This window comes from Pectobacterium parvum, assembly GCF_020971565.1.
GTDB lineage: Bacteria > Pseudomonadota > Gammaproteobacteria > Enterobacterales > Enterobacteriaceae > Pectobacterium > Pectobacterium polare.
Genome location: NZ_CP087392.1, coordinates 1,476,787 through 1,497,765 on the forward strand (window position 1 = coordinate 1,476,787; position 20,979 = coordinate 1,497,765).

Consider the following 20,979-nt stretch of genomic DNA (forward strand, 5'->3'; position numbering starts at 1 on the left):
GTTTTTATAAAATTTAAAATCTGTAACATTTTGCGGGAATATTCTTAGCAAATGGAAATAAGAACTATAACCATTTGCAGCTGAAACGATGCAAATCTATAAAAGGTAGTTTTATTCTTTTGATGTTAAAGAATAAAATGAAATGTCATTCAAACTACTTTGTCACCTAGTAGCCTGTCCATGTTAACGCCCGCAGGACGTGGGCTGGCGGCACATTCTCTTGCAAGCCTATGATTAAATGACTTATATCTATAAAAATAGGTAGGCTTATTCTCAGTATGAAAAATTATATTAATAAATATAGCGAGAACGCTAAATATTCTCTGTATTTAGCCGATGAGTTAGCGTGGTTTTTGAGTTTTCAACTCGGTGAAATGTGAACGCTAGGGAGAAGTGACCTGTTTCATGGTGTGAATTTTCTGATTCATATCGGTTGATTAGCGATAAAAATCTTTTTAACCATTTTCCTGATTTGGAGTGAGCTATGAAACTTATAAAAAATATTGCCATCAGAACCGCGATGCTATGGGTTCTGGGCACTTTTTGTGTTCTTTGGGGTGGCGTATCGATATATACCATGTTCTCTTTTAAAGAGATGACGGCGACCTCGAAAACCAGCACTTTGCTGGTTCAGAACATGAATTTTATCAACCAGGGCAACGATCAATATTTCCGTATGGTAACCCGTCTTGCACGTGCGGTTGACGCTCGTCGCAGCGGTGATAATGCCACCGCAGATAAAGAGCAGGCTTCTGCACTGGTCGCGCTGGATAAACTGAAATCTGATTTGGTGGCGTTTAATGCTATCGATCATGCGGGTCTGGATGCTGCGCTGGTACAGGCCGTTAGCCGTGACTGGAATAACCTGGTGACTCAGGGCGTTGAACCGCTTTACCAGAAGGCCGTTGCCAACGCGCTGGATGACTACCAAGAGCAGGCCAAAAACGTTGTGCCGCCATTGAGCCGTCAGTTTGGCGTCTCCCTCTCCGCATTCAGTAACGCCAGCGCAGAGAAATTCGATGCCGCAGGTGTCCGTTTTGAACAAATCACCACGATTGGACAGAACATTTTGCTGAGCGGGTTGATTATCGGCCTGATCATGCTGTTCCTGACCGACCGCTATCTGGTGGTGTGTCTGGTTCGTCCGTTAAACGATCTGCGCTATCACTTTAGCGTGATTGCTTCCGGCCACTTGGGCAAACCGATTCTGGACTTTGGTAATAACTGTGTCGGTCGACTGTTCCCACTGCTGCGTGAAATGCAGGGGAGTTTGGCCAGCACGGTTAGCACGATCAGAAACAGCACGGATTCCATCTATCAGGGCGCTTCTGAGATTGCCGCAGGCAACAACGATCTGTCTTCACGTACCGAAGAGCAAGCTTCCGCTCTGGAAGAAACCGCAGCGAGCATGGAGCAACTGACGGCAACGGTGAAACAGAACGCCGAAAACGCCAACCATGCCAGCCAACTGGCATTACAAGCCTCGACAACGGCGAAGAAGGGCGGTGAAATCGTTGAGAATGTGGTGAAAACCATGGCGGAAATCTCCGGCAGCTCGAGAAAAATCGCAGAGATCACCACTGTGATTAACGGCATCGCGTTCCAGACCAACATTCTGGCGCTGAACGCGGCGGTAGAAGCGGCACGTGCGGGTGAACAAGGCCGCGGGTTTGCCGTGGTGGCGGGCGAAGTCCGCAGTCTGGCGCAGCGCAGTGCGCAGGCAGCGAAAGAGATTGAAGGGCTGATTTCTGAGTCTGTTCGCTGTGTGGATACCGGCTCCAATCTGGTTAGCGACGCGGGTGACACCATGCAGGATATCGTTCGTGCGGTGACTAACGTGACGGATATCATGGGTGAAATTGCGTCGGCATCGGAAGAACAAAGCAAAGGGATTGCGCAGGTTGGTCAGGCCGTGGCGGAAATGGACAGCGTAACGCAGCAAAACGCCGCGTTGGTTGAACAGGCCTCGTCAGCAGCTTTGTCGCTGGAAGAGCAGGCGGCGTTGTTGAACCAGACTGTGTCGCTGTTCCAACTGTCCGATACGCAGTCAGGACTGCAAGTGGCGGCAAAACCGGTGCTGAAAACGCCGGTGATTGCCCCGCGTGCGGGCAAAGCGCTACCGCCCAGTAACGACAATTGGGAAAAATTCTAAGCGTCGTTTTAATCTGAGAGAGCGTGTGTAATCTTGGATGAATGTTCAGGCGGCGTCAGAAATGGCGCCGCACAAGATGTGAATGCTTAAGTGATTCAAATAAAAGGTTATTCAAATACAAAGTTATTTAAATACTACGTTATATAAATATCAGGTTACGTCGATCAGGATTGCTGTTCGGCCAACTGCGCCAGCAGCATCTCCTCAATCAATTCACTGCGGCTAATGTTCCGCTCTTCAGCAAGGCTGTTCAGGATATCGACGGCGTCGCTGTTAATCTTTAATTCAACACGGCGCAACCCACGAACTTTATCGCGACGTAGTTGATTACGCTTGTTAATTCTTAGTTGTTCGTCACGCGTGAGCGGGTTGGTCTTGGGGCGGCCCGGACGACGCTCATCTGCGAACAGATCCAGTGTGGTGCGATCCGTTTGTTCTTTTGCCATAAGTAATATACTGCAAGGTATTCGGACCAAAATACACGGCGCTGTCCGTCTTGTTCTACAGATAAAATCGATGCCTATTCTCACCCTGCTACAGGATTGTCAGGTGGCGGTTTTCTATCTGTGAAACATGTTGGGAAGTGATGCGTGCATTTTGATGAAGTGGTTACAATGCTTGTGGCTGAATCAGCCGTCCCTCTACTGCGGGCGCCATCATACCCTAGCCGCACTGGCTGCGACAACGGTTAACTGCCGCCGTTATCATGAATCCGCCAGTGTCGGTATCGTCTGGTTAATTCGTGTCCAGAAAACGGTGGATAGCGCGCAAAACCGCATCGGGTTTTTCTGAGTGAACCCAGTGACCTGCGCCGCTGATCACATGCGCACGCGCCGCCGGGAACTGGCGAAGCAGTGAATCGCGGTAGGAATCGTCCAGATAGGGAGAATCGCCGCCGCGAATGAACAGAATTGGCCCTTGCCAGGCCGGAACCTCTTGCCAGCCAACGATGTTTTCGTACTCATCCCACAGCACTGGCACGTTAAAACGCCACTCTCCTTGTTGGAAGGATTTCAGCAAAAACTGAATCACACCGTCTTCCTTTATATGTTGGCGCATGAGTGCTGTTGCTTCGGCGCGTGATGTCACGCCCGCTTCCGTTACGGCACGCAGTGCGGCAAAGATAGTGTCGTGGCGGCGCACCTGATAATCCACCGGTGCGATATCAATGGCGACCAGCTTGTCCAACCGTTCGGGAATGAGTGCGCTGAGCGCCATGGCGACTTTTCCGCCCATCGAATGCCCAATAACAATAGCGCGTTCGATGTTCAGTTCATCGAGTAATGCCAGCACATCTTGCGCCATCGCGGGGTAGTTCATCTGCGATGAACGTGGCGACAAACCGTGATTGCGTAAATCGATTTGCAGAATGTCACGCGTGTTTTGCAAATCTCGGCCCAATACGCCAAGGTTATCTAATGTGCCAAACAGGCCATGAATCAGGATGACAGGAAGTTTATCTGTGGGTTGGTGCGCATTTTGCCAGCGATGATTCAATTTCATGGTGAAGTTCATTCAGAGAGACATGGGGTTAGGGTATCATGACTTTAGAATCAATGTTGTCACCGAAGGAATCGATACATACCCTAAATAATTCGAGTTTCAGGCAGGCGGCAAGCGAGGGAGTCCCGATGAGCTTACTCAAGTAAGTGATTCGGGTGAGTAAGCGCAGCCAACGTACATGCAACTTGAAGTATGACGGGGATAGCACTTGAAGAGATGTGAAAGGCATTGGGGCATAGTCTGACTTTTGCTATTGTCCCACTATGCCGCTGTTCGATAATGTTTGAACGCCTGTATAATCCTTTTGATTTGAGTCATCTACCCATAGATGTCGGGTTACAGAAGGGGAACGTCTCTGTAATTTGCATGATAATGGGTAAAAACAGCACTGGATAAAGATGAAAACTATTGAAGTCGACGAAGAGCTTTATCGTTATATTGCCAGCCACACACAGCATATTGGTGAGAGCGCATCAGATATTTTACGGCGCATGCTGAAATTTACCGCCGGGCAGCCTGTCGCAACGCCTGCGGTAGCGGCTGCCGCAACAACGACGACGTCTCAGCCTGCCGCTGCACCGAGCCCGCGCGATCGGGTACGAACCCTGCGTGAGCTGCTGCTGTCGGATGAATACGCTGAACAGAATAAAGCCATTAATCGCTTTATGCTGGTTTTGTCCACGCTGTATACCTTATCGCCGCAGGAATTTGCTGCCGCGACAGAATCTCTTCATGGCCGCACACGCGTCTATTTTGCGGGCGACCAGCAAACCTTGCTTCAGCATGGCACACACACCAAGCCCAAACATATTCCGGGCACGCCATACTGGGTGATCACCAACACGAATACCGGTCGTAAACGCAGCATGGTTGAACACATCATGCTGGCAATGCAGTTCCCCGCAGAACTGACAGAAAAAGTGTGCGGCACTATCTAACTATTTATCAACCATCTATCTAACCACAGCGTTAGGGAGAAGCGCCAATGGCTAATCACCCAAGGGCCGGACAGCCTGCCCAGCAGAGCGATTTGATTAATGTGGCACAGTTAACGTCACAATATTATGTGCTGCGTCCGGAAGTCGGCAACACAGCGCACGCGGTGAAATTTGGTACGTCTGGCCATCGCGGTAGCGCGGGGCGTCATAGCTTTAATGAACCGCACATTCTGGCGATTGCGCAGGCGATTGCTGAAGAGCGTAAAAAGCAAGGTATCAGCGGCCCGTGCTATGTCGGTAAAGATACGCACGCGCTCTCCGAGCCGGCGTTTATCTCTGTGCTGGAAGTGTTGGCTGCCAACGGCGTGGATGTGATCGTGCAGTTGGATAATGGTTTTACGCCAACGCCTGCGGTGTCTAACGCGATTCTGGTTCACAATCGTCAGGGCGGTGCGCTGGCGGACGGCATTGTGATTACGCCGTCCCACAACCCGCCGGAAGATGGCGGGATCAAATATAATCCGCCGAACGGTGGCCCGGCAGATACCAACCTCACTAGCGTCATTGAGACGCGTGCGAACGCGTTGCTGGCAGATGAACTGCGTGACGTGAAGCGTATTACGCTGGATCAAGCGTTGAACAGCGGACACGTCCATGAACAGGATCTGGTTCAGGCCTATGTAGAAGGGCTGGCTAGCGTTGTGGATATGGCGGCGATCCAACGCGCCGGTCTGAAGCTGGGTGTCGACCCGCTGGGTGGTTCCGGAATTGCCTACTGGCAGCGAATTGCAGAGCACTACAAGCTGGATCTGACGCTGGTGAACGATGCCGTCGATCAGACATTCCGCTTTATGTCGCTGGATCACGACGGCGTGATCCGCATGGACTGCTCGTCAGAATTCGCGATGGCTGGGTTGCTGGCGCTGCGTGACAAATTCGATCTGGCGTTTGCCAACGATCCTGACTATGACCGCCACGGTATTGTCACGCCTTCTGGGCTGATGAACCCGAACCACTATCTGGCGGTGGCGATCAACTACCTGTTCCAGCATCGTCCACAGTGGGGACAGTCTGTTGCTGTCGGCAAAACGCTGGTATCCAGTGCGATGATCGATCGCGTCGTGGCTGATTTGGGCCGTAAGCTGGTGGAAGTACCGGTTGGCTTCAAATGGTTCGTTGACGGCCTGTATGACGGCAGCTTTGGCTTCGGCGGTGAAGAGAGCGCAGGGGCGTCTTTCCTGCGTTTCGACGGCACGCCGTGGTCGACGGACAAAGACGGCATCATTCTATGTTTGCTGGCGGCGGAAATTACGGCCGTGACGGGTAAAAACCCGCAGCAGCACTATGATGAGCTGGCACAGCGCTTTGGTGCGCCGAGCTACAACCGTATCCAGGCTTCCGCGACGCATGCGCAAAAAGCCGTGCTGTCCAAGCTGTCGCCTGAACAGGTATCAGCCAGCACGCTGGCGGGCGATCCGATTACGGCACGCCTGACCGCTGCACCGGGCAACGGGGCATCGATTGGTGGCCTGAAAGTGATGACGGAGAACGGCTGGTTTGCTGCACGTCCTTCTGGCACGGAAGAAGCCTACAAGATCTACTGTGAAAGTTTCCTCGGGGCGGAACACCGCGAGCGAATTGAGAAAGAAGCGGTAGAGATTGTCAGTGCGGTACTCGCAACGGCTAAATAAGTGAAAAGGCGCTGCTTGCAGCGCCTCAGACGATTAACAAACCGATTTGCAGAACGAGAACGGTGGTAACGGAATAGAAGAGTAAAGCGTTTGCGCCAGGGATGGCGCAAGCCGAGCGCACAGGGAGGTGTTTACAGCGTCTTTACGATCTATCCGCTACCACCGCTCAGCGGACTTTATCAGCAACCGCCGCAGAACGCCTTTATCCCAATGCGACAAGCAGTGCTCCCACGGAAATCAGCGCCACGCCAGCTCCCGCCATCAGCGAAATTTTTTCTCCCAGCAGTATGACCGCCAGCACGACAGCGAAGACCACGCTGAGCTTATCGATCGGCGCGACCTGTGCGACGTTACCGTTCTTCAATGCGACAAAGTAAAATAGCCACGACAGCGCACCTGCGACGCCGCTGAGCACAATAAACAACAGCGCTTTCTTATTGGCGACGACCTCACCGACCAGCGCCAGTTTGCCTTGTGCGACCACCACTCCCACCAGAAAAAGTGCCATGATGACGGCACGAATCGCGGTCGCCGTATTGGCGTCCAAATTTTGCAGACCGATCTTGCCAAATATCGCGACCATCGCGGCGCACACAGCAGACAGCAAGGCGTAAATTAACCAACTACTCATGACGGCGTATTCCTGAAGAAAAGACAGGTGCGTACCACGGGAGAGGTTCTCCACGGACGTTGCCTGATACAGGAAGATGATTTTACGGCATAAAACGATAGCCGATAGAGGTTTCAGTCAAGAGATGGCGCGGTCTTGCCGGATCGCTTTCCAGCTTCTGGCGCAGGTACCCCATATAAATACACAGATAGTGGCTGTGCTCGACGGCGTTCGGCCCCCAGACCTGCGTCAGAGCGGTGAGAAGCGGGTACTGAAGAAAGGGAATGAAGTGATCCAATCTAAAACCATAAATTAACTAATGGTAAGTTTGTTTTTAACGTTACTGTAACTTAATAACATGATGACGAAAAAATTGGCGATTATTTCATCTTTTACTGGTCAGATGAGTAGTAAACTTTCAGAAAAGGCGGTAAAATTTTAACCAATGTCACAGTTCTTATTTTATCGTTATGAAAAGCGCCGCTGAACAAAGGTGCTTATCCCAGAGGAGGATCGTTATGTCGCTTTATACTGCTTATCCCTTGCACCGTATTCTCCTGCGTCGCGCTGCCGTGATTGCTATCGGCGTGCTGGCGTTACCGGTGATGCTGTTCCGCCGCGATCGGACTCGTTTTTACAGCTATTTACATCGCGTCTGGCTGAAAACCAGCGATAAACCCGTCTGGATGGCGCAGTCCGAAGCTGCCGCCTGCGATTTTTATTAAGGCCAGCTCGTAAGGTCTCTCGTGTTTATCTGCCATCCTCGGCAGATAAACATGAAAAATGAACCGGTGAAGTATCGGTTTAAGGTTGTTTTGACGCGGTTTACCCTTTTCCCTTCCCGCATGCTCTTCCGTTATTTCTCCCCAATCTCATGATTTATTACTTTATTCTTCGCTGTAACTGCACAGAATCGTGGTGAAATCCGCTATGCTGGTCAGAGGGTTTGCAGAATGCCATCAAGGCAAACCATATATGACAAGCGTAAGGATAAATCATGACGCTCGAACTCATCCCTGTTGGTATCAGCGCCTGTTTGCTCGGTAATCCCGTGCGATTTGATGGCGGACACAAGCGTTTGACGTTTGCCGCAGAACAACTGGCTCCCTATTTTCGTTTTGAACCGGTCTGCCCGGAAATGGCGATTGGTTTACCGGTGCCGCGTCCGGCCCTCAGGCTGGTGCGAGAAGGGGAAAGCCAGATCACGATGCGTGCCAGCAATGGTTCGCCGCTGGATGTTACCCAGCAGATGACGGCGTTTTCCGCTGACAAAGTCAGCCAGCTTCAGCACTTATGCGGTTATATCGTCTGCGCCAAATCGCCAAGTTGCGGTATGGAGCGCGTGAAGGTTTACGATGAAGCGCAAAAGGATGCGCGTAAAAGTGGTATCGGCCTGTTTACGCAGGAGCTGATGCGGCAAATGCCCTGGCTACCGGTTGAGGAAGACGGGCGCCTGCAAGATCCCGGCTTGCGGGAAAATTTCATTGAGCGCGTTTATGCGTTACACGAGCTGAATCAGCTATGGCAAAACGGGCTGAGCCGTGGCGCGCTGATTGCCTTTCATAGCCGCTATAAACTCCTGCTGTTGGCGCATTCCCAGCCGGAGTACCGCGAACTGGGGCCGTTTGTTGCGGGGATCGATAAGTGGGAATCGCTGGAAGACTACATCGTTGAATACCGGAAGCGGTTGATGAAGCTGTTGTCGAAGCCTGCAACGCGTCGCAACCACACCAATGTGCTGATGCACGTGCAGGGCTACTTCCGACGCCAGCTCAATTCTCAGCAGCGACAGGAACTGGCGCAGCTCATTGATCGCTATCGACAGGGCTTGCAGCCGCTACTGGCACCTATCACGTTGCTAAAACATTACATGGCGGAATACCCCGATGCGTATCTGGCTCAGCAGCGTTACTTTGAGCCTTACCCCGAGGCATTACGCCTGCGTTACGGACACTAGTTTGACCGCCCGAGGAATGTCATGACCACGCATGCAGTTACACATGTAGTCTGGCTACGCAACGACCTGCGCGTTACCGATAATCTGGCGCTGTACGCGGCCTGTCAGGATCCGAACGCCACCGTGCTGGCCGTCTTTATCGCCACGCCTGCGCAGTGGGAAAAGCACGATATGGCACCGCGTCAGGCGGCCTTTCTGCTGGAGAACCTGACGCTGGTGCAGCAGGCGCTGGCCGAGAAAGGTATCCCGCTGCATTACCATGAATGTGCTGACTTTGCGGCGTCGGTTGACTGGCTGGTACAGTTTTGTGCGCAGCAGCAGGCTACCGATCTTTTCTACCATTACCAGTATGAAATCAACGAGCGACTGCGTGATAAGCAGGTGAAAGATCGGCTGGCCGATAGCGTGGTTTGTCACGGTTATCATGACAGCCTGTTGTTACCGCCGGGTAGTGTGCTGACGGGTAACGGTGAGATGTATAAAGTGTTTACGCCCTTTCGTCAGGCCTTTATCAAACGCCTGCTGGAGTCGGATACGACGTGCGTACCGGCACCAGACGCGCGCGGTGAGCCGATCAATAACACCGTGGAACTGGCACCGTTCAGCTACCCGCAGCGCGAGGTGGATAGCGATGATTTCCCCAGCGGCGAACGCGCGGCATTACAGCAGTTGCGCCGTTTTTGCCGCGAGCAGGTGCAGGATTATGACCAACAGCGGGATTTTCCGGCGCTGCCCGGCACCAGCAAGCTTTCTCCGTATCTGGCGCTTGGGGTCGTATCGCCGCGCCAATGCTTTAACCGTCTGCGTGCCGAATGCCCGGATATGCTGGAACGGCGTGAAGGCGGAGCGTTTACCTGGTTTAACGAGCTGGTCTGGCGTGAGTTTTACCGCCACCTGATTGTGTCCTGGCCGCAGCTGTGTAAACACCGACCGTTCACCGCGTGGACGCAGTGGGTGAAATGGCGGGAATCACCGGAGGATCTAGCCGCCTGGCAGCAGGGGAAAACGGGCTACCCGATCGTGGATGCAGCGATGCGTCAACTGAATGAAACGGGATGGATGCACAATCGCCTGCGTATGATTTGTGCCAGTTTTCTCGTCAAAGATTTACTGATCGACTGGCGCGAAGGCGAACGCTACTTTATGTCGCAACTGCTGGATGGCGATCTGGCGGCGAATAACGGCGGCTGGCAGTGGGCGGCGTCGACCGGCACCGATGCGGCACCTTATTTTCGTATTTTTAACCCGACAACGCAGGGCGAGCGCTTCGACCCTGACGGTCGGTTTATTCGTCACTGGCTGCCCGAACTAGCTGCCGTGCCGGATAAAGATATTCATCAGCCCCAGCGCTGGGCTGACAAACACCACCATCAGCTGAATTATCCGCTGCCCATCGTCGACCATAAAACCGCGCGTCAGAATACGCTGGCGGCGTTTGAGGCGGCTAAAAATATCGGTATGGCGGATAACGATCGAAAAGAGAACAGTAAGTATGCGTAATGTGGAATTGGAAAGAATCATTAACGAGAAACTGAGTACGGCGACGTTTCAGGACTATGCACCGAACGGTTTACAGGTTGAGGGGCGTGCGGACGTAAAACGCATTGTGACGGGCGTAACCGCCTCACAGGCGCTGCTGGATGCGGCGGTAGAAAAGCAGGCCGATGCGATTCTGGTTCATCACGGCTACTTCTGGAAAAACGAACCGCAGATTGTCTGTGGTATGAAGCGTAACCGACTGAAAACGCTGTTGCTCAATGATATCAACCTGTACAGCTATCACTTGCCGTTGGATGCACACCCGGAACTGGGGAATAACGCCCAACTGGCGGCGCTGCTGGAGATTCAGGTGCAGGGCGCGATCGAGCCGCTGGTGCCGTATGGCGAACTGGCGCAGCCTATGACGGCAGACGCTTTTTGCCGCCGTGTAGAAAAACGGCTGGGGCGTAGCGTGCTGCATTGTGGGGATAATGCACCGCAACAGATACAGCGCGTGGCTTGGTGTACCGGCGGCGGTCAGGGCTTTATTGAACAAGCGGCCCGCTTCGGGGTCGATGCGTTTATTACCGGTGAAGTGTCTGAGCAAACGATTCATATCGCACGCGAAATGGGGCTGCACTTCTTTGCTGCCGGACACCATGCCACCGAACGCGGCGGTATCAAAGCGTTGGGCGAATGGCTGGCGGCACAGTATGGTTTTGATGTGACATTTATTGATATTCCTAACCCTGCGTGAGGGGTTGAAAGTCGCGGTATCGCACAGGAATGATGTCACATTTTGGATATTGGCATCGTTGTTGCTTCGTTGTTGAGAAGAAAATATATCGGTAAGCAACGCTAATCATTTAGCCATGTTCACCATAACGGATAAAACGCGATTCAGGAGGAAAGATTGCAACGAGCACGGTGTTATCTTCTGGGCGAGAGGGCTGTCGTTCTGGAACTGGAACCGCCAATGTCGCTGGAGAGCCAGCAGCGGATATGGGGGCTTGCCGAGCGCCTGAATCATCATGAAGAGGTGCTGGAAGCGATTCCGGGCATGAACAATCTAACGGTGCTGTTGGCGCATCCGCAGCAGGTGGCGCTGGATGCGATTGAACGCTTGCAGCGCTGGTGGGAAGAGAGTGAATCTCTGGTGTTTGACCCACGCGATATCGATATTCCCGTTGTGTATGGCGGTGAGGCGGGGCCAGATCTGGCGGAAGTTGCCGCGCACAGTGGCCTGACAGTGAGCCAGGTTGTGGAAGCACATGCGGCCGCACAGTATGTGGTCTATTTTTTGGGCTTCCAGCCGGGCTTCGCCTATCTCGGCGGATTAAATGAAAAACTACACATGCCGCGTCGCGCCGAACCACGCCTGCGCGTGCCGGCGGGATCGGTCGGGATTGGTGGCGCGCAGACAGGGATTTATCCGCTGGCGACGCCGGGCGGTTGGCAGTTGATTGGCCGCACTTCGCTGAAATTGTTTAATCCAAAAACGATGCCGCCAACGCTATTGCGTCCTGGCGATAACGTTCGGTTTCTGCCGCAGAAGGAGGGCGTATGCTGAAGGTTATCCATGCTGGATTGCATACTTCGGTGCAGGACGGCGGTCGCGTCGGCTTTCGTCGTTTGGGTATCAGCCAGTCAGGCGCGCTCGATCTGCCTGCTCTGACAATGGCGAACCTGCTGGTTGGCAACGCGGAGAATGCTGCCGCGCTGGAAATTACGCTGGGCAAGTTTACCGCAACATTCACCACCGCCTGCTGGGTGGCGCTGACTGGTGCGGACTGCCATGCCGACCTGGATGGCAAACCGCTCTGGACCGGCTGGCGTTTCGCCGTGAAGCCGGGGCAAACGTTGAAAATGCGCATGCCGCGTAATGGAATGCGCAGCTATCTGGCCCTGTCCGGTGGTGTGGGTGTGCCGGAAGTTCTCGGGTCACGCAGTACCGATTTGAAAGCCGGTTTTGGGGGCTTTGACGGACGCTTGCTGATGGATGGCGATGAACTTCCGCTAGGAACGCCGACTCGTGAACTGACGCGAGAAGTCGGTATCAAGCAGCTGTTGTTCGGCAACCGCGTGCGGGCATTACCGGGGCCGGAGTATCAGGAATTCAGTGAGGAGATGCAGGAGCTGTTCTGGCGAACTTCCTGGCAACTGAGCCCGCAAAGTAACCGCATGGGTTACCGTTTGCTGGGTGCTGAGCTACAGCGCGCCGCATTGCCGGGTAGCAAACCGCGCGAGCTGCCATCGCATGGGCTGCTGCCGGGCGTCGTGCAGGCTCCGCACAATGGTCACCCTATCGTACTGCTGGCGGATGCGCAGACAACTGGCGGTTACCCGCGTATTGCGACGGTGATCGAAGCCGATTTATTCCATTTAGCGCAAATCCGGCTCGGTGAACCGATACATTTTATTCACTGTACGCAGGCACAGGCGCAAAAAGCGGCCGAAGAACAGCGGCGCTACCTCGAACAACTGGCGTGGAGGCTGCATGATTATTGATCTGAATGCCGATCTGGGTGAGGGGGGCGAGCATGACGAAGCGCTGCTGAAGCTGGTGACGTCAGCCAATATTGCCTGCGGGTTTCATGCTGGTGATGCGCAAACCATGCGTCAGTCAGTGCGTTGGGGTATCGGTTATAGGGTCGCGCTTGGCGCACACCCGAGTTTTCCCGATCGTGAAAATTTTGGCCGCAAGGCAATGAATGTGCCTGCGGAAATTGTCTTTGCCCAGATGGTGTATCAGCTTGGCGCGCTCAGTGCGATTGTCGCTGCTGAAGGGGGCACGCTGTCGCACGTTAAGCCTCACGGTATGCTTTACAATCAGGCGGCATGCGAACCGGCGCTGGCCGATGCGATAGCCAAGGCGGTGAAGGTGGTGAATCCGGCGTTGCGCTTAGTCGGTCTGGCGGGAAGCGAGTTAATTCGTGCTGGGCAGCGGCTGGGGCTGGAGACGCGTCAGGAAGTGTTCGCCGACCGCTGCTATCTGCCTGACGGAACGCTGGTGCCGCGCACTCAGGCGGGAGCCTTGATTAACAGCGATGAACTGGCGCTGGCGCAGACGCTGGAGATGATTCAACGCCAGCGGGTCAGAGCGATTGACGGTTCCTGGGTGAACGTGCAGGCGGATACCGTGTGTATTCACGGTGATGGACAACACGCGCTGTTGTTTGCCCGCAAATTGCGTAACTGTTTTAGCCAGCATCAGATCGCGGTTGCTGCGGCATAATCATTATTTTTGTATGACGGAGATAACCGATGAAAACCGTTTTGATCACGGCGTTTGAACCTTTTGAGGGGGAAGCGATTAATCCCTCATGGGAAGCGGTAAAAGGACTTCATCAGCGAGAAATTGGCGGTGCGCGCGTGGTGGCCTGCCGTTTATCTTGCGTCTTCGATCTGTCACTGGAACAGCTTTACCGCGCGATAGCCGAATGGCAGCCGGAAGTGGTGATCGCGGTAGGGCAGGCGGGCGGCCGTGCTGATATTTCTGTCGAACGCGTGGCGATTAATATTAATGACGCCCGCATTGCGGATAACCGAGGCAACCAACCGATTGATACGCCAGTGGTGGAAAAGGGGCCGGCGGCATATTTCTCGACGCTGCCGGTGAAAGCGCTGGTGCAGGCATTGCGTGCAGCGGGCATTCCAGCGTCAGTGTCGCAAACCGCAGGGACGTTTGTCTGCAACCATGTGATGTACGGGCTTTTACACCAGTTGCATCAGCAGGGCGATGTGGTTCGCGGCGGATTCGTTCACATTCCCTATTCGCCGGAGCAGGCCGCGCGACACCCTGGTGAACCGAGCATGCCTACGCCGTTAGTCACGGCAGCGCTGGAGGTGATGATCAAGCAGTCGCTGGTGCAGCAGGTTGATGTGGCGATTACTGGCGGTGCTCTGCACTAGTTTGGTTAATCGCGTAATACGTCTGAATTTCAGGGAGTAAGGTATGCCGGAAGGACCGGAAATTCGCCGAGCGGCCGATAAGCTGGTTGAGGCCGTCGTGGGAAAAACGCTGACGCGTGTTTGGTTTGCGTTTCCAGAACTGAAGCCATACGAGGCAGAATTGGTCGGGCAGCAGGTCAGGCAGATTGAAACGCGAGGGAAGGCGCTACTGACCTATTTTAGCAACGATCGGGTGCTATATAGCCACAATCAACTGTATGGCGTGTGGCGAGTTGTGCATGCCGGTGAGTCGCCAGAAACGAAGCGGGATTTGCGCGTCCGGCTGGAAACGCAGGATCGCGCCATTCTGCTTTACAGTGCGTCCGATATTGAAATGCTGACGCCGGAGACGCTCTCGACGCATCCTTTCCTGCAACGTATTGGCCCTGATGTCTTGGATCTCTCACTGACGCCGGAACAGGTATGTGAGCGTCTGTTATTACCGCGTTTTCGCCGTCGCCAGTTCAGTGGGCTGCTGCTGGATCAGGCTTTTCTCGCTGGGTTGGGGAATTATCTGCGCGTCGAGATTCTCTGGCAGGCACAGCTTGCACCGCAACACACGGCAGCACAGTTGAATGAGGAACAGTTGCAGACATTAAGTCGAGCGCTGCTGGAGATTCCCCGTTTGTCCTACAACACGCGCGGCAGCGTTGATGAGAATCGGCATCACGGGGCGATTTTTTCGTTCAAAGTTTTCCATCGAGAAGGGGAACGCTGCGAGCGCTGCGGTGGGATCGTTGAAAGAACGATGCTGTCATCACGCCCGTTTTATTGGTGCCCGCACTGCCAGAAGTAATAATGTGAGTGATTTATGCGCAAGATGAATACGTTAATTCCAGAAATGATTGTCTCTGACTTACAAAAGAGTCTGGCGTTTTATTGCCACGTTTTGGGATTTCAGATTGAGTACGACAGGCCTGAAGATAAGTTCGCGTTCCTTTCTTTTCATGGGAGCCAACTGATGCTGGAACAGGATTATTTAACCGAATCGCCCTGGCGTGTGGAGCCTTTAGAACCGCCGTTTGGACGTGGTATGAATTTATCGATTGAGTGCCCGGATGCTCAGGCGCTGGCGGCGACGATTGAACGTGCGGGTTATACGCTACGTAGACCCGTAGAAACGTGCTGGTATCGCGATCATGAGGTGTACCACGGGGAAAGTAATTTTCTGGTACAGGATCCAGATGGCTATTTATTGCGATTCACGCAAAGTTTAGGTTGTAAGTCATCCCTTTAGTACCGTTATAAAAAAGGCCGGATGTGATATCCGGCCTTTTTGCATGTACTGAATGGATTAATCGTGTTTCAGATTGGATGCAAAGTCACGTTTGTCGTAGCCGGTATACAGCTGACGTGGACGGGCAATCTTGATGCCGTCGGCGTGCATTTCGCTCCAATGCGCAATCCAGCCCACGGTACGCGCCATCGCAAAGATAACGGTAAACATGGAAGACGGAATACCCATCGCTTTCAGGATGATGCCTGAGTAGAAGTCGACGTTCGGGTACAGTTTCTTCTCAATGAAGTACGGGTCGTTCAGCGCGATATGCTCCAGCTCCATCGCCACTTCCAGCAGGTCGTCTTTTCTGCCCAGCTCTTTCAGCACTTCATGGCAGGTTTCACGCATGACGGTAGCGCGCGGGTCGTGGTTTTTGTACACACGGTGACCGAAGCCCATCAGGCGGAAGGAGTCGTTCTTGTCTTTTGCACGTTCGATAAACGCAGGGATGTGCTCCACGCTGCTGATTTCTTCCAGCATACGCAGGCAGGCTTCGTTCGCGCCGCCGTGCGCCGGTCCCCACAGCGAGGCGATCCCCGCGGCGATACAGGCAAACGGATTCGCACCAGACGAACCAGCAGTACGCACGGTAGACGTCGAGGCGTTTTGTTCGTGATCGGCATGCAGAATCAGGATACGGTCCATGGCACGTTCCAGCACTGGATTCACGACGTAATCTTCGCAAGGCGTAGAGAACATCATGTGCAGGAAGTTACCCGCGTAGGACAGGTTGTTTTTCGGATAAACAAACGGCTGGCCCAGTGAATATTTGTAGCACATCGCGGCAACGGTTGGCATTTTGGACAGCAGGCGGTAGGCCGCGATTTCGCGGTGGCGCTCAATGTTAATGTCCAGTGAATCGTGATAGAACGCCGCCAGTGCACCGGTGACGCCGCACAAGACGGCCATTGGATGTGAATCGCGACGGAAACCGTGGAACAGACGAGTAATCTGCTCATGGATCATGGTGTGACGCGTCACGGTGGTCTTGAAGGTTTCATACTGTTCTACCGTCGGGACTTCACCGAACAGCAGGATGTAACAAACTTCAAGATAATTCGATTTTTCAGCCAGTTGGGCAATCGGGAAGCCACGGTGTAGCAAGATGCCTTCGTCGCCGTCGATATAGGTAATCTTGGATTCGCAAGATGCGGTAGAGGTAAAGCCGGGGTCAAACGTGAAGTAACCTTTAGAACCGAGGGGACGAATATCAATCTCATCATACCCCAATGTACCTGATAGGACATTTAGCTCAATTGGATCTTTACCCTCTAGAGTAAGAGTTGCTTTCTTATCAGCCATTTACAGTCTCCTTAGCGCTTTAATTTTAAATATTTTCACTGAAGAAATACCGTCATGCCTGTGCACCGGGCAGATAATGACCGGTGAAACTCTGTCGTGACACAGTCGTCAAATAGGATACAGAGTAAGGCGGATAGCCGCATTCAGGATGAAAAATTCGTTCTCCAGGTAATTAACGATATTCAGATAAATGAGTGGTGCTCTGAATAGATTGTAGTCATTACCTATGACTTTTACGTGGACTCTCTTCACTGTTACATAAGTTACGCCAGTGTGGAAGTGTCGCCGTCGTGCTTTAACACATCATAAGGAATTCAATCCCCTAGTTGTAATTGAAATGTTGAAGTTTTGTCAAATTAGATAATTAATTTTATATAAATTGTGAAGTTCGTGATCTAAATCACTGTTCGGGGCAAATGTCACCAAACAGTTTGTATGGGAATTGTAATGGGAATGTGAAGTACCTATACTGCCGACAGGTCTCCGGAATCACCCTGCAGTAGGAGCACCCAGTATGAAAGGATCATGCGCTGTTTAGACACCGGAATGTCGATGTTTGAGCGCGTATCATAAACCCACTTTCCAGGGCTGTAACTTTCATGCTGTCTGACCTCACATCAGGCCCGGAGGAAGAAACAATAATAAAAGCTGTGTGGGCAAATCCGTGAAAAAACAAAGACCTGTCAATCTGGAATTGCAGACGATCCAGTTTCCCGTTACTGCGATAGCATCTATTCTTCACCGCGTCTCCGGCGTTATCACCTTTGTCGCTGTCGGTATTTTACTGTGGCTGTTAGGCACTTCTCTTTCTTCAGAGGAAGGGTTCCTGCGCGCTGCGGAAATTATGGATAGCTTCATCGTCAAGTTTATCGTTTGGGGCATCCTCGTCGCGTTGGCTTATCACATTGTTGGTGGTATACGTCACCTGTTGATGGATTTTGGTTATATAGAAGAAGACCTTGCCGCAGGTAAGCGTTCTGCAAATATCTCCTTTATTATTACTGTCGTGCTTTCAATTCTGGCTGGAGTCCTCGTATGGTAAGCAATGCTTCTGCGTTAGGACGCAATGGCGTACACGATTGGTTACTGATTCGCGCTTCTGCCATCGTCATTGTTCTGTATGTAATTTATATTATTGGTTTTATTGCTACGGCTGGCGACATCACGTATGAAATCTGGCGTGGTTTCTTCGCGATGGCTCTCACCAAAGTATTCACACTGCTAACGTTATTTTCCATTCTGGTTCATGCCTGGATAGGGATGTGGCAAGTGCTGACCGACTACATTAAACCGCTGGCCTTACGCCTGACTTTACAGTTGGCGATTGTCGTAGCGCTGTTGGTGTACGTCATTTATGGAACTATTGTGGTGTGGGGTGCGTGATGAATTTGCCAGTCAGAGAATTTGATGCAGTTGTTGTGGGTGCGGGTGGCGCAGGTATGCGCGCCGCGCTGCAAATTTCCCAAATGGGCCTGTCCTGTGCCCTGTTATCGAAAGTGTTCCCAACCCGTTCCCATACTGTGTCTGCGCAGGGCGGTATTACCGTTGCGCTGGGCAACACCCATGAGGACAACTGGGAATGGCACATGTACGACACCGTAAAAGGGTCGGACTACATTGGCGATCAGGACGCGATTGAATATATGTGTAAAACCGGCCCGGAAGCGATTCTGGAACTGGAACACATGGGATTACCGTTCTCCCGTCTGGATGATGGCAGCATTTATCAGCGTCCGTTCGGTGGTCAATCCAAGAATTTTGGCGGCGAGCAGGCTGCGCGTACCGCAGCTGCGGCTGACCGTACTGGTCATGCACTGCTGCATACGCTGTATCAGCAGAACTTGAAAAATCACACCACTATCTTCTCCGAATGGTACGCCCTCGATCTGGTGAAGAATCAGGATGGTGCGGTTGTCGGCTGTACGGCGATCTGTATCGAAACCGGTGAAGTGGTCTATTTCAAAGCGAAAGCGACCGTGCTGGCAACTGGCGGCGCAGGCCGTATTTACCAGTCCACCACCAACGCACACATTAATACCGGTGACGGTGTGGGCATGGCACTGCGTGCGGGCGTTCCGTTGCAGGACATGGAAATGTGGCAGTTCCACCCGACCGGTATTGCTGGTGCGGGTGTGCTGGTGACAGAAGGCTGCCGTGGTGAAGGCGGCTATCTGCTGAACAAGCACGGTGAACGCTTCATGGAACGTTATGCGCCAAACGCGAAAGATCTGGCTGGCCGTGACGTTGTTGCCCGTTCCATTATGATCGAAATTCGTGAAGGCCGTGGCTGTGAAGGTCCGTGGGGACCACACGCCAAGCTGAAATTAGATCATCTGGGTAAAGATGTTCTGGAATCCCGTCTGCCGGGCATTCTGGAGCTGTCCCGCACATTTGCTCACGTCGATCCGGTGAAAGAGCCGATTCCTGTTATCCCAACCTGCCACTACATGATGGGCGGTATTCCGACCAAAGTGAGCGGTCAGGCGTTGACGGTGAATGAGAAAGGCGAAGATGTGGTGATTCCAGGGCTGTTTGCCGTGGGTGAAATTGCCTGCGTCTCGGTTCATGGTGCTAACCGTCTGGGCGGTAACTCGCTGCTCGATCTGGTGGTATTCGGTCGCTCAGCGGGTATTCACCTGCAAGAGTCGTTGAACGAGCAGGGCGAAAGCCGTGATGCCAGCGAATCCGATATTGAAGCCTCTCTCGATCGTCTGAACCGCTGGAACAATACCCGTTCAGGGGAAGATCCGGTTGAAATCCGCAAGGCGCTGCAATCCTGCATGCAGAATAACTTCTCGGTCTTCCGCGAAGGCGATGCGATGGCGAAAGGGTTGGAAGAGCTGAAAGTGATTCGTGAACGCCTGAAAAATGCGCGTTTGGATGACACATCAAGCGAGTTCAACACCCAGCGTATCGAGTGTCTGGAGCTGGATAACCTGATGGAGACCGCGTACGCGACAGCGGTATCGGCTAACTTCCGTACCGAAAGCCGTGGCGCGCACAGTCGCTTCGACTACCCAGAGCGCGACGATGAAAATTGGCTGTGCCATTCGTTGTATCTGCCGCAAACCGACAGCATGACGCGCCGTGAGGTGAACATGCAGCCTAAACTGCGTCCGGCGTTCCCGCCGAAAATACGTACTTATTAATTGCGGAGATCAAACGATGAAACTCGAATTTTCTATTTATCGTTACAACCCGGATGTTGATGATGCTCCGCGGATGCAGGATTATCAGTTAGAGGCAGAAGAAGGCCGCGACATGATGTTGCTGGATGCGCTGATGCTGCTGAAAGAACAGGATCCGACGCTCTCATTTCGTCGTTCCTGCCGTGAGGGCGTCTGTGGTTCTGACGGCGTTAACATGAACGGTAAAAACGGGCTGGCCTGTATTACGCCTGTTTCCGCGTTACAGCGTGGAAAAAGCAAAATTGTTATCCGTCCTTTACCGGGATTACCGGTTGTGCGTGATTTGGTAGTGGACATGGGGCAGTTCTATGCTCAATATGAGAAAATAAAGCCTTACCTGTTGAATAATGGGAAAAATCCGCCGGCGCGCGAACATCTGCAATCGCCAGAACAACGTGCCAAACTGGATGGGTTGTATGAATGCATCATGTGTGCCTGCTGTTCAACGTCTTGCCCATCGTTCTGGTGGAACCCGGACAAGTTTGTTGGGCCTGCGGGGCTGCTGGCGGCGTACCGTTTCCTGATTGACAGTCGTGATACGGAAAGTCAGCCACGATTGGACGATCTGGACGATGCGTTCAGCGTTTTTCGCTGCCACGGTATCATGAACTGCGTCAGCGTGTGTCCGAAAGGGCTGAACCCGACCAAGGCTATTGGTCATATTAAGTCGATGCTGTTGCACCGCAGCGCGTAACGGATAATCAGCACGTAACGTGTTATTGCATAAAGATTAAGTAGTAAAACATGTATCTCCCTCTGAAGTTGCTATTCTTCAGAGGGAGCGCAGGAAACCTTTAAAAACCGGCTTACGTGCCAGAACCGGTTTTTAAAGGTTCCTTAGGGGGGATGGATACCCTAAGCGCGTACCGAAGTACGACAAGTGAACCGTTTGTACGGCGAACGATATACGGACACTAATTACATGTTAA

At 52.8% G+C, this 20,979-nt stretch carries 21 protein-coding genes and 1 pseudogene; 17 read left to right on the plus strand and 5 right to left on the minus strand.

What is annotated here, in order from left to right; translation table 11 throughout:
* Window positions 1-484: 484 nt before the first annotated feature.
* Window positions 485-2,152 (plus strand): methyl-accepting chemotaxis protein, encoded by a 1,668-nt coding sequence (locus LOZ86_RS06615; RefSeq protein WP_039482787.1) that lies wholly within the window; start codon window positions 485-487, stop codon window positions 2,150-2,152.
* Between the two features lie 164 nt (window positions 2,153-2,316).
* Here LOZ86_RS06615 and ybfE read toward each other — a convergent pair whose 3' ends face one another.
* Together ybfE and ybfF are read right to left on the minus strand one after the other, a co-directional pair.
* Entirely contained in the window at window positions 2,317-2,598 is a 282-nt protein-coding gene (ybfE, locus tag LOZ86_RS06620; RefSeq protein WP_010285457.1) for a LexA regulated protein, read from the minus strand.
* 289 nt (window positions 2,599-2,887) lie between these two features.
* On the minus strand, window positions 2,888-3,655 hold the full coding sequence (gene ybfF / locus LOZ86_RS06625; protein WP_039482784.1) for an esterase: 768 nt from the start codon (window positions 3,653-3,655) through the stop codon (window positions 2,888-2,890).
* A gap of 398 nt (window positions 3,656-4,053) precedes the next feature.
* Between ybfF and seqA the strand changes: the two genes are divergently transcribed.
* Together seqA and pgm are read left to right on the plus strand one after the other, a co-directional pair.
* Window positions 4,054-4,593, plus strand: a complete 540-nt coding sequence (gene seqA / locus LOZ86_RS06630) for a replication initiation negative regulator SeqA (protein ID WP_039482782.1) — start codon at window positions 4,054-4,056, stop codon at window positions 4,591-4,593.
* A 47-nt stretch (window positions 4,594-4,640) separates the two neighbouring features.
* Window positions 4,641-6,284 carry a phosphoglucomutase (alpha-D-glucose-1,6-bisphosphate-dependent) gene (gene pgm, locus LOZ86_RS06635; protein WP_039319251.1) on the plus strand — a complete coding sequence of 548 codons (1,644 nt, stop codon included), beginning with the start codon at window positions 4,641-4,643 and terminating at the stop codon, window positions 6,282-6,284.
* A 202-nt stretch (window positions 6,285-6,486) separates the two neighbouring features.
* Here pgm and LOZ86_RS06640 read toward each other — a convergent pair whose 3' ends face one another.
* Both LOZ86_RS06640 and LOZ86_RS06645 read right to left on the minus strand, forming a co-directional pair.
* Window positions 6,487-6,915, minus strand: coding sequence for an EamA family transporter (locus LOZ86_RS06640; protein ID WP_010309405.1), 429 nt, complete (start codon window positions 6,913-6,915; stop codon window positions 6,487-6,489).
* Between the two features lie 82 nt (window positions 6,916-6,997).
* A pseudogene (locus tag LOZ86_RS06645) lies at window positions 6,998-7,147 on the minus strand (winged helix-turn-helix domain-containing protein); the annotation flags it as partial.
* A 265-nt stretch (window positions 7,148-7,412) separates the two neighbouring features.
* Here LOZ86_RS06645 and LOZ86_RS06650 point away from each other — a divergent pair.
* The 10 genes from LOZ86_RS06650 (at window position 7,413) to LOZ86_RS06695 (ending at window position 15,518) form a co-directional block, all read left to right on the plus strand.
* Window positions 7,413-7,619: a YbfA family protein gene (locus LOZ86_RS06650; RefSeq protein WP_039482777.1), complete on the plus strand. Its 207-nt coding sequence runs from the start codon at window positions 7,413-7,415 to the stop codon at window positions 7,617-7,619.
* A gap of 272 nt (window positions 7,620-7,891) precedes the next feature.
* Complete coding sequence (locus tag LOZ86_RS06655; protein WP_039482775.1) at window positions 7,892-8,851, plus strand: YbgA family protein; 960 nt, start codon at window positions 7,892-7,894, stop codon at window positions 8,849-8,851.
* 21 nt (window positions 8,852-8,872) lie between these two features.
* Complete coding sequence (gene phrB / locus LOZ86_RS06660) at window positions 8,873-10,351, plus strand: deoxyribodipyrimidine photo-lyase (protein ID WP_230242977.1); 1,479 nt, start codon at window positions 8,873-8,875, stop codon at window positions 10,349-10,351.
* Complete coding sequence (locus tag LOZ86_RS06665) at window positions 10,344-11,087, plus strand: type 2 GTP cyclohydrolase I (RefSeq protein WP_039482768.1); 744 nt, start codon at window positions 10,344-10,346, stop codon at window positions 11,085-11,087. The genes phrB and LOZ86_RS06665 overlap by 8 nt, the downstream gene beginning before the upstream one ends.
* 156 nt (window positions 11,088-11,243) lie before the next feature.
* On the plus strand, window positions 11,244-11,900 hold the full coding sequence (gene pxpB, locus LOZ86_RS06670; protein WP_039482765.1) for a 5-oxoprolinase subunit PxpB: 657 nt from the start codon (window positions 11,244-11,246) through the stop codon (window positions 11,898-11,900).
* Window positions 11,894-12,838 (plus strand): 5-oxoprolinase subunit PxpC, encoded by a 945-nt coding sequence (gene pxpC / locus LOZ86_RS06675; protein WP_039482763.1) that lies wholly within the window; start codon window positions 11,894-11,896, stop codon window positions 12,836-12,838. The genes pxpB and pxpC overlap by 7 nt, the downstream gene beginning before the upstream one ends.
* Window positions 12,828-13,565, plus strand: coding sequence for a 5-oxoprolinase subunit PxpA (gene pxpA / locus LOZ86_RS06680; protein WP_039482761.1), 738 nt, complete (start codon window positions 12,828-12,830; stop codon window positions 13,563-13,565). The genes pxpC and pxpA overlap by 11 nt, the downstream gene beginning before the upstream one ends.
* A gap of 29 nt (window positions 13,566-13,594) precedes the next feature.
* Window positions 13,595-14,242: a pyroglutamyl-peptidase I gene (pcp, locus tag LOZ86_RS06685; protein ID WP_095698879.1), complete on the plus strand. Its 648-nt coding sequence runs from the start codon at window positions 13,595-13,597 to the stop codon at window positions 14,240-14,242.
* A gap of 43 nt (window positions 14,243-14,285) precedes the next feature.
* Complete coding sequence (nei, locus tag LOZ86_RS06690) at window positions 14,286-15,077, plus strand: endonuclease VIII (protein WP_039482757.1); 792 nt, start codon at window positions 14,286-14,288, stop codon at window positions 15,075-15,077.
* Window positions 15,078-15,092: 15 nt separating this feature from the next.
* Window positions 15,093-15,518 carry a bleomycin resistance protein gene (locus tag LOZ86_RS06695; protein WP_039482756.1) on the plus strand — a complete coding sequence of 142 codons (426 nt, stop codon included), beginning with the start codon at window positions 15,093-15,095 and terminating at the stop codon, window positions 15,516-15,518.
* Between the two features lie 57 nt (window positions 15,519-15,575).
* Here LOZ86_RS06695 and LOZ86_RS06700 read toward each other — a convergent pair whose 3' ends face one another.
* Window positions 15,576-16,862, minus strand: coding sequence for a citrate synthase (locus LOZ86_RS06700; protein WP_230242980.1), 1,287 nt, complete (start codon window positions 16,860-16,862; stop codon window positions 15,576-15,578).
* 652 nt (window positions 16,863-17,514) lie between these two features.
* Here LOZ86_RS06700 and sdhC point away from each other — a divergent pair.
* From sdhC to LOZ86_RS06720, 4 genes are read left to right on the plus strand one after another with little or no spacing between them, the layout of a single operon-like run.
* Window positions 17,515-17,904, plus strand: coding sequence for a succinate dehydrogenase cytochrome b556 subunit (gene sdhC / locus LOZ86_RS06705; RefSeq protein WP_039275597.1), 390 nt, complete (start codon window positions 17,515-17,517; stop codon window positions 17,902-17,904).
* Window positions 17,898-18,245, plus strand: a complete 348-nt coding sequence (gene sdhD, locus LOZ86_RS06710) for a succinate dehydrogenase membrane anchor subunit (protein WP_010284997.1) — start codon at window positions 17,898-17,900, stop codon at window positions 18,243-18,245. The genes sdhC and sdhD overlap by 7 nt, the downstream gene beginning before the upstream one ends.
* Entirely contained in the window at window positions 18,245-20,011 is a 1,767-nt protein-coding gene (sdhA, locus tag LOZ86_RS06715) for a succinate dehydrogenase flavoprotein subunit (RefSeq protein ID WP_039482751.1), read from the plus strand. Before sdhD ends, sdhA begins: the two co-directional genes overlap by 1 nt.
* Before the next feature lie 16 nt (window positions 20,012-20,027).
* Window positions 20,028-20,744: a succinate dehydrogenase iron-sulfur subunit gene (locus LOZ86_RS06720; RefSeq protein ID WP_039482749.1), complete on the plus strand. Its 717-nt coding sequence runs from the start codon at window positions 20,028-20,030 to the stop codon at window positions 20,742-20,744.
* Window positions 20,745-20,979 lie beyond the last annotated feature (235 nt).

What these genes read in the sequence shown, in the direction of transcription:
- LOZ86_RS06650 (WP_039482777.1), top strand. Translation starts at nt 7,413, where the DNA reads ATGTCGCTTTATACTGCTTATCCCTTGCACCGTATTCTCCTGCGTCGC.
- LOZ86_RS06700 (WP_230242980.1), bottom strand. Translation starts at nt 16,862, where the DNA reads ATGGCTGATAAGAAAGCAACTCTTACTCTAGAGGGTAAAGATCCAATT.
- sdhD (WP_010284997.1), top strand. Translation starts at nt 17,898, where the DNA reads ATGGTAAGCAATGCTTCTGCGTTAGGACGCAATGGCGTACACGATTGG.
- LOZ86_RS06695 (WP_039482756.1), top strand. Translation starts at nt 15,093, where the DNA reads ATGCGCAAGATGAATACGTTAATTCCAGAAATGATTGTCTCTGACTTA.
- LOZ86_RS06665 (WP_039482768.1), top strand. Translation starts at nt 10,344, where the DNA reads ATGCGTAATGTGGAATTGGAAAGAATCATTAACGAGAAACTGAGTACG.
- LOZ86_RS06655 (WP_039482775.1), top strand. Translation starts at nt 7,892, where the DNA reads ATGACGCTCGAACTCATCCCTGTTGGTATCAGCGCCTGTTTGCTCGGT.
- LOZ86_RS06615 (WP_039482787.1), top strand. Translation starts at nt 485, where the DNA reads ATGAAACTTATAAAAAATATTGCCATCAGAACCGCGATGCTATGGGTT.
- LOZ86_RS06640 (WP_010309405.1), bottom strand. Translation starts at nt 6,915, where the DNA reads ATGAGTAGTTGGTTAATTTACGCCTTGCTGTCTGCTGTGTGCGCCGCG.
- seqA (WP_039482782.1), top strand. Translation starts at nt 4,054, where the DNA reads ATGAAAACTATTGAAGTCGACGAAGAGCTTTATCGTTATATTGCCAGC.
- sdhA (WP_039482751.1), top strand. Translation starts at nt 18,245, where the DNA reads ATGAATTTGCCAGTCAGAGAATTTGATGCAGTTGTTGTGGGTGCGGGT.
- ybfF (WP_039482784.1), bottom strand. Translation starts at nt 3,655, where the DNA reads ATGAAATTGAATCATCGCTGGCAAAATGCGCACCAACCCACAGATAAA.
- pxpA (WP_039482761.1), top strand. Translation starts at nt 12,828, where the DNA reads ATGATTATTGATCTGAATGCCGATCTGGGTGAGGGGGGCGAGCATGAC.
- ybfE (WP_010285457.1), bottom strand. Translation starts at nt 2,598, where the DNA reads ATGGCAAAAGAACAAACGGATCGCACCACACTGGATCTGTTCGCAGAT.
- pcp (WP_095698879.1), top strand. Translation starts at nt 13,595, where the DNA reads ATGAAAACCGTTTTGATCACGGCGTTTGAACCTTTTGAGGGGGAAGCG.
- phrB (WP_230242977.1), top strand. Translation starts at nt 8,873, where the DNA reads ATGACCACGCATGCAGTTACACATGTAGTCTGGCTACGCAACGACCTG.
- pgm (WP_039319251.1), top strand. Translation starts at nt 4,641, where the DNA reads ATGGCTAATCACCCAAGGGCCGGACAGCCTGCCCAGCAGAGCGATTTG.
- LOZ86_RS06720 (WP_039482749.1), top strand. Translation starts at nt 20,028, where the DNA reads ATGAAACTCGAATTTTCTATTTATCGTTACAACCCGGATGTTGATGAT.
- pxpC (WP_039482763.1), top strand. Translation starts at nt 11,894, where the DNA reads ATGCTGAAGGTTATCCATGCTGGATTGCATACTTCGGTGCAGGACGGC.
- nei (WP_039482757.1), top strand. Translation starts at nt 14,286, where the DNA reads ATGCCGGAAGGACCGGAAATTCGCCGAGCGGCCGATAAGCTGGTTGAG.